This window comes from Rhizobium sp. CRRU65, from assembly GCF_048551595.1.
Classification (GTDB): Bacteria; Pseudomonadota; Alphaproteobacteria; order Rhizobiales; family Rhizobiaceae; genus Rhizobium; species Rhizobium leguminosarum_J.
The window spans coordinates 41,706-48,450 of sequence record NZ_JBLYZH010000029.1; the positions used below are offsets into that span (position 1 = coordinate 41,706).

6 protein-coding genes and 1 pseudogene are annotated in these 6,745 nt (G+C 59.6%); 4 read left to right on the forward strand and 3 right to left on the reverse strand.

Annotation, left to right across the window (positions count from 1 at the left end):
• Positions 1-77 precede the first annotated feature (77 nt).
• Positions 78-1,142, reverse strand: a complete 1,065-nt coding sequence (gene chvE / locus ACM5SV_RS35450) for a multiple monosaccharide ABC transporter substrate-binding protein (protein WP_012758577.1) — start codon at positions 1,140-1,142, stop codon at positions 78-80.
• 270 nt (positions 1,143-1,412) lie between these two features.
• Here chvE and ACM5SV_RS35455 point away from each other — a divergent pair, with 270 nt between their 5' ends.
• From ACM5SV_RS35455 to ACM5SV_RS35465, 3 genes are all read left to right on the forward strand, one after another.
• Positions 1,413-2,417 carry a LysR family transcriptional regulator gene (locus ACM5SV_RS35455; RefSeq protein ID WP_020487016.1) on the forward strand — a complete coding sequence of 335 codons (1,005 nt, stop codon included), beginning with the start codon at positions 1,413-1,415 and terminating at the stop codon, positions 2,415-2,417.
• A 182-nt stretch (positions 2,418-2,599) separates the two neighbouring features.
• Positions 2,600-3,073, forward strand: a complete 474-nt coding sequence (locus ACM5SV_RS35460; protein WP_113548402.1) for a hypothetical protein — start codon at positions 2,600-2,602, stop codon at positions 3,071-3,073.
• A gap of 310 nt (positions 3,074-3,383) precedes the next feature.
• Complete coding sequence (locus ACM5SV_RS35465; protein WP_012758580.1) at positions 3,384-4,262, forward strand: Hint domain-containing protein; 879 nt, start codon at positions 3,384-3,386, stop codon at positions 4,260-4,262.
• Between the two features lie 120 nt (positions 4,263-4,382).
• Here the strand turns inward: ACM5SV_RS35465 and ACM5SV_RS35470 are convergent.
• Both ACM5SV_RS35470 and ACM5SV_RS35475 read right to left on the reverse strand, forming a co-directional pair.
• Positions 4,383-4,609, reverse strand: a pseudogene (locus tag ACM5SV_RS35470) (hypothetical protein).
• 170 nt (positions 4,610-4,779) lie between these two features.
• Positions 4,780-5,061 carry a hypothetical protein gene (locus ACM5SV_RS35475; RefSeq protein ID WP_026157448.1) on the reverse strand — a complete coding sequence of 94 codons (282 nt, stop codon included), beginning with the start codon at positions 5,059-5,061 and terminating at the stop codon, positions 4,780-4,782.
• 313 nt (positions 5,062-5,374) lie between these two features.
• Here ACM5SV_RS35475 and iolG point away from each other — a divergent pair, with 313 nt between their 5' ends.
• Positions 5,375-6,367 carry an inositol 2-dehydrogenase gene (iolG, locus tag ACM5SV_RS35480; protein WP_222014255.1) on the forward strand — a complete coding sequence of 331 codons (993 nt, stop codon included), beginning with the start codon at positions 5,375-5,377 and terminating at the stop codon, positions 6,365-6,367.
• The last annotated feature ends 378 nt before the right edge of the window (positions 6,368-6,745 follow it).

Sequence of the window (6,745 nt, forward strand, 5' to 3'; positions counted from 1 at the left end):
GCCTGCAGCCGTTAACCAGCCGGGCGATCATAAAATCGAAGACCGGAACCCGCAAGCGCGGGCTCCGGTCCTTCTCATTACTTCAGCTTGTCTTCAGAGTAGTAACCGCTGTCGACGAGAATCTGCTTGTAGTTGGTCTTGTCGACGGCAACCGGCTTCAGCAGATAGGACGGGACGACCTTGACGCCGTTGTCGTAGGTCTTCGTGTCGTTGACCTCCGGATCCTTGCCGGACATCACAGCGTCGACCATGGCAACAGTGACCTTGGCGAGTTCGCGGGTGTCCTTGAAGATCGTCGAGTGCTGTTCGCCAGCGATGATCGACTTGACCGACGGGATTTCAGCGTCCTGACCGGTGACGATCGGGAGCGGCTGAGCCGCAGTACCGTAACCAACGCCCTTCAGCGAGGAGATGATACCGATGGACAGACCGTCGTAAGGCGACAGAACGGCATCGACCTTGGCGTCGGTGTAGTTAGCCGAGAGCAGGTTGTCCATGCGGGCCTGGGCCGTTGCCGGATCCCAACGCAGCGTGCCGACCTTGTCCATGCCGGTCTGGCCGGACTTCACGACGAGCTTGCCGCTGTCGATGTAAGGCTGCAGGACGGACATGGCGCCATCATAGAAGAAGAAGGCGTTGTTGTCGTCAGGCGAGCCGCCGAACAGTTCGATGTTGAACGGGCCCTTGCCGTCCTTGAGGCCGAGGCCGTCAACGATGGAGCCAGCCTGCAGAACGCCGACCTGGAAGTTGTCGAACGTCGCGTAGTAGTCGACGTTGCCCGAATCGCGGATCAGACGGTCATAAGCGATGACCTTGATGCCGGCGTCGTGTGCCTTCTGGAGAACGTCGGAAAGCGTCGTGCCGTCGATCGAAGCGATGACGAGAACCTTGGCACCCTTGGTGACCATGTTTTCGATCTGCGAAAGCTGGTTCGGAATGTCGTCGTCGCCATACTGCAGGTCAGTGCCGTAACCGGCAGCCTGGAGCTGCTTGACGATGTTGTTGCCGTCGTCGATCCAGCGGGCAGAAGCCTTGGTCGGCATTGCGATGCCGACAGTGCCCTTATCCGCGGCCAGAGCCGGTGCAACGAACGAAGCGACGCCGAAGGCAGCCGCAGCCATCAATGAGATAATGGATTTCATTTCTCTCTCCCTTGTTAATAAGCAGCGGACGAAAAATCGCCCGCCCCGAAACTGTGGCAGGTTCCGTATTGGATAGTTACTTCAGATGGTGAGAAACGAAGTAGGTCTCCTCCACGATCTCACACGTGTTGAGTGCCAACCAGCACACGGCGGCAAACTGGTATGGATTCCTATAACTGTCAAATAGAATAAGTGCTAACGTGCATAACAATTTTGGTATATCGTTAAAAAGTATTACTTTTGATGGAGCGCAGCGAGGAGGCTGCAACCATGACGGTTATTTCTGAGCCATTTTTGATGGATCACGTCGATATCCACAGCGATAATTTCGGCGATGACAGCCTTTTGCGTGCAGGACTTAAGCTGAATCACCTGCGCATGATCGTCGCAATCGAAGATAGCGGACAGATTTCCGCAGCTGCGGAAGTCCTGAACATTTCGCAGCCCGCCGCATCGCGGATGTTGTCCGAAATGGAATCGATCACCAAGACGTCGCTCTATGAGCGGGTGGCCCGCGGCGTGGTTCTGACGACCTTCGGCGCAGCGCTTGCCCGAAGGGCTCGGAAGATCCTCCTGGAGCTGCGCGAGGCGAGCCGCGAGATTGGCGAATTGAAAAGCGGCAAGGGCGGTTCGGTCTTCATCGGCGCGGTGACCGCGCCGGCCATGAGCCTCGTCGTGCCGGCGATCAACAAGGTGCGCAAGGCTTATCCCGGCATCGAAATCAACATCCAGGTGGAGACGAGCAATGTGCTTGCCCGCGAACTGCTCGCCGCCCGCCATGACTTCATCATCGGCCGCATTCCCGATGATCTCAACCCGCGCCTGTTCGAGGTGACGGAGATCGGCATCGAGCGGGCTTGCCTGATCGTGCGCAGCCGCCATCCGCTTATGAAGCACAAGATGAGCAGCCTCGCCGACGTCAGGGATTACGACTGGGTGTTCCAGCCGCCCGGCACGCTGCTGCGCCGCACGATCGAGGACGTTTTCCTGTCGCGTGGCGTGGCGCTGCCCGAAAACATCGTCAACACCTCCTCGCTGCTTCTGACCTGCGCCATCATCTGCGAGACCGATGCGATCGCTCCGGTCGCCGTCGACGTCGCCCAGTTCCTTGCCAGCCAAGGCTCGAATGCCTCGGATGTGCGCATGCTGCCGATCGATTTCGACATCAACGTCAAGCCCTACAGCATGATCACGGCGAGGGAACGGGCGCTGCCGCCGAGCGCAAGGCTGCTCTACGACATCATCCTTGAGGAGAGCCGCAAGCAGGCCGGCTGACGACACCCGCAAGCCCTGCACCATCTTGCTCTCTTTTAATGCGCCTCGAGCAATTCCAGCAAAAGTGTGCAGCGGTTTTGCCGGGAAAAGCGCGAAGCGACTTTCCCAGGAATTGCGTGAACAAGGAGATAGAGCATTTCCGTGGTTCGAAGAAAAACGGAAATGCTCTCAAGGAAGGCGGGATGCTGTTCGGACAGTCGGTATTTCAATCAGTCCTCGAGCGGCTGAAGGCGGAGGACGAGACGGCCGAAGACGCCGAAGCGCCGGCCGTCCATCGCGTCTCCGGTCTTGGCACCGGGCTTGCCTTCGATGTCATGGAGGGCGTCTCGGCCGTCTCGCAACGCGTCGGCCAGGCCTATTTCGACAATCTGGAACTCGATCCCGCCGCCGCGATCGCGGAGGAACCGGCGCCTGCGCCCCCACCCGAGCCCGTCATGCCGGACCATCTCGCCCGCATCGCTCCGGAAGAGATCGCCGCGGAACTCGCGATCGCTGCCGCCGATACCCAACAGACGCTGAACGAGAAGCGGCGCGCCTTTGCCAAGGCCAATCATCCTGATGGCATCGCAGAGCCTTTCCGCGACAATGCCAACAGGCGCATGATGATCGCCAATCTGCTGATCGACGAGGCGATGCGCCGGCTGCCGCACAGCTGAAGCTTTCTCGAACGCAGACAAACGTTCCGAGGCTTTGGAAGAGCCGCCGTTTCCGGCTCGATTCGCGAATTCTATATGGGCTGCTTTTCCTGCGTTTCAACCTGTGGCCATGGTAATCAGTTTGATTCTTTCGCGTTCGGGTAGCAGATAAATCTTCCGCTTTTTGGCAGCGGCAATAGCGTATTTCGGGACCCCAATAGACCATGCCTACGCCCTTTTCGGTAGGACCTAGCGCAATTTAGCGAAATTGAATGCGATACAACCCAGTGTAACATAGGGCGGTGTAAATGTTTTTCAGGAGAGCGCCGACATGTCATCTACGGAAGATCCGAAGCTACCACGCAACACTGCGCGCAGACATTTTCTAGGTGTAGCCGCAGCCGCCGGAGCTCGTATTGCCGGCGTGGCCGCCTTGGCCGCAGCAATTACCACCTCTCCGGCCAATGCGCTGGGGCGGCTTTGGGGACGGGGCGGCTCCGGTGGAGGCTCTGGCGGGAGCGGTGGCTCAGGCGGAAGTGGTGGCTCCAGTGGCGGTGGCGGCAGCGGGAGCGGCGCACAATGTTTCCTGCGGGGAACGGCGATCCTCACGGATTGCGGTGAGAAGCCTGTCGAGGATCTGCGCATCGGCGATCGCGTTGCCCTTCCTGACGGTAGCACGCGTTCCGTAAAGTGGGTCGGCCGCCAAAGCTTCAAGAAGAGCGGCGCGCGCTGGCAGAAGGACGTCGTGCCTATCCGGGTTTCACGCCACGCACTGGGCGGGCACGCACCCCATTCGGATCTCTATCTGTCGCCTGGCCATGCGCTGCACCTGAACGGCATTCTGATCCAGGTAAAGGACCTCGTGAACGGCACGACGATTGCATCGGTCACTCCCGCCGCCGACGTATCGATCGAGTACTATGCCGTCATGCTCGATACGCACGAAGCTATCCTTGCCGAAGGTGCTGAGGCCGAGTCCTTCCATCTGAAGAACAGCAATCACGAGAACTTCTGCAATTTTCCAGAGTACGAGCGTCTCTATGGCAAGGAACGCATCGTGATGACATCCTTTGCGCCGTTGCTGGGAGGTGGCTGGTCACATTTGAAGGCGCTTCTCCTGCTCGGCGTTTCGCCGCTGGTACCGATGCACGATCCATTCGGGAATGCCTGCGAAAAGATCGACGCGCAAGCCAAGGAATTGTCACTCTGACAGGACGGGAATGCGCCAGGGATCGGGCTGGCTGCACGCGAAGCCGTGCGTCGGTTTTGCGAGAGTATCAAGCCAGACGTCAAGCGTGGCGCGCATCGGAAAGATCGCGGCACGCTTTGATTATTCGGCCTTCTTCTCTTCGTCACCTGCCGGCTCGTTCCCGTCCGCGTCATCGGGTGTGACGACTGCAGTCTCGGGCGGCGCCGGATCGAAGGCCAGATCAGCATATAGCCAGATCGGCATATAGAAGGAATAGACACCCGCACCGCCGGCCAGCACGCCCAGAAAGGGTCGCCGCCGACGAATTCGACGATCGCCCATCCAAAACAGACGACGACAATGAGCACGCGGAACCAAAGGTGCCGGTAGGCCGCTGACGCTCCGTGAAAAGCGCCGCGCCTTCACGCGCGCCAATCATCCCGATGGCATAGAATTGCTCTTTCGCGACAATGCGACGAAGCGCATGATGCTGGCCAATCTGCTGATCGACGAAGCGCTGCGGCGATTGAGCCGCTGACTATTCCGCCTGCCCGTCCTTAGGAGGTTTTTCAGCGGCCGCCGCGGGTTCGTCCTCGTCCTCGGGGTCCGGCTGCACGGGCAGCTCGATGGCCGGAGGCTGCGGATTGAAGGTCCAGAACAATATATAGAAGGAATAGGCGCCTGCCCCGCCGGCCAGCACCGCCCAGAACGGATCGCCGGTGACAAGTTCGACCACGGCCCAGCCGAAGCAGACGGCAACAATGGCAATTCGCACCCAGAGGCGCCGATATGCCGGATGATTCGGATCTATGAGTTGCATTCCTGCCCCGCGGTCGCATTTGTCGCACTGCCTTCGGCCCATGCCGTGATTGTCTCTAGAGCCTTTCCTGGTCAGATTAAAGTATTCTCTTGGCTGAAAGGCCGGGCATCTTTCCGCCAGGATCAGAAGCGATCGGCTCTGCCCTGACCAAAACCTGCTCCGGCAGAATAGTTCAATCCGACCAGGACAGGCCTGGTTCGAATCTTGCAAATGTGAAAGATCCGCGGGCTTGACGCGGTCCACAGAAGGTGGAATGAAAATTCCATAATTTTGGCAGTTCGGTTTATTTGTTCCGAATTCAAGGGAGGTTAGAATGACAGTGAGATTTGGTCTTCTCGGCGCCGGCCGCATTGGCAAAGTTCATGCAAAGGCTGTCAGCGGCGACGCCAATGCAAAGCTCGTTGCGGTCGCAGACGCCTTTCCGCAGGCAGCCGACGCGATCGCCTCCGCCTATGGCTGCGAGGTCCGCACCATCGAGGCGATCGAGGCAGCCAAGGATATCGACGCCGTCGTCATCTGCACGCCGACGGATACCCATGCCGACCTGATCGAGCGCTTCGCCCGCGCCGGCAAGGCGATCTTCTGCGAAAAGCCGATCGATCTCGACGTCGCCCGCGTCAAGGCCTGCATCAAGGTGGTGGAAGAGACCGGCGCCAAGCTGATGGTTGGCTTCAACCGCCGCTTCGACCCGCATTTCATGGCTGTCCGCAAGGTCATCGACGAAGGCAAGATCGGCGATGTCGAGATGGTGACCATCACCTCGCGCGATCCCGGCGCCCCGCCGGTCGATTACATCAAGCGCTCGGGCGGTATCTTCCGCGACATGACGATTCACGATTTCGACATGGCCCGCTTCCTGCTCGGCGAAGAACCGGTGTCGGTTTTCGCGACCGCTGCTGTTCTCGTCGACAAGGCGATCGGCGAAGCTGGCGACTATGACAGCGTTTCGGTGATCCTGCAGACCGCATCCGGCAAGCAGGCGATCATCTCCAACTCCCGCCGCGCCACCTATGGCTATGACCAGCGTATCGAGGCACACGGCTCCAAGGGCCTCGTCTCGGCCGAAAACCAGCGTCCTGTTTCGATCGAAGTCGCAAACGGCGACGGCTATACCCGCCCGCCGCTGCACGATTTCTTCATGACCCGCTACACCGAAGCCTATGCCAACGAGATCGCCAGCTTCATTTCGGCGATCGAGAAGGGCTCGAAGATATCTCCATCAGGCGCCGATGGTCTCGCAGCGCTGGCACTCGCCGATGCCGCGGTCCAGTCCGTCAAGGAAGGCAAGCTCATCAAGATCGGCTGACGGCCCTCTCCCGACCGGAAGCCATGCATGAGATGGCCGGGCTCCCGCCCGGCCATTTCGCGTATCAGAGATCTTTTGGCGAACCGCCTGCCGCGGTCGCCCCCCTCTGCCCTGCCGGGCATCTCCCCCACAGGTGGGGAGATTGGTTGGCTGCACCGGCTTCCCCAAACAATCAGCGTCGCAACACAGCAAAACGATAGATGAGCAGGAAGGTAGGCCACTTGTGATCTCCCCACCCGTGGGGGAGATGGCCGGCAGGTGTCCGACCCGGATAGATAGGTAACAGAACGGACCGTTTACATAGGTGACAGTTCTCTAGCAGCCGGGAGGGCCCGGCGATGGTTTGGAGAGAGACTGGCATCATGGACGAGCGGCTGC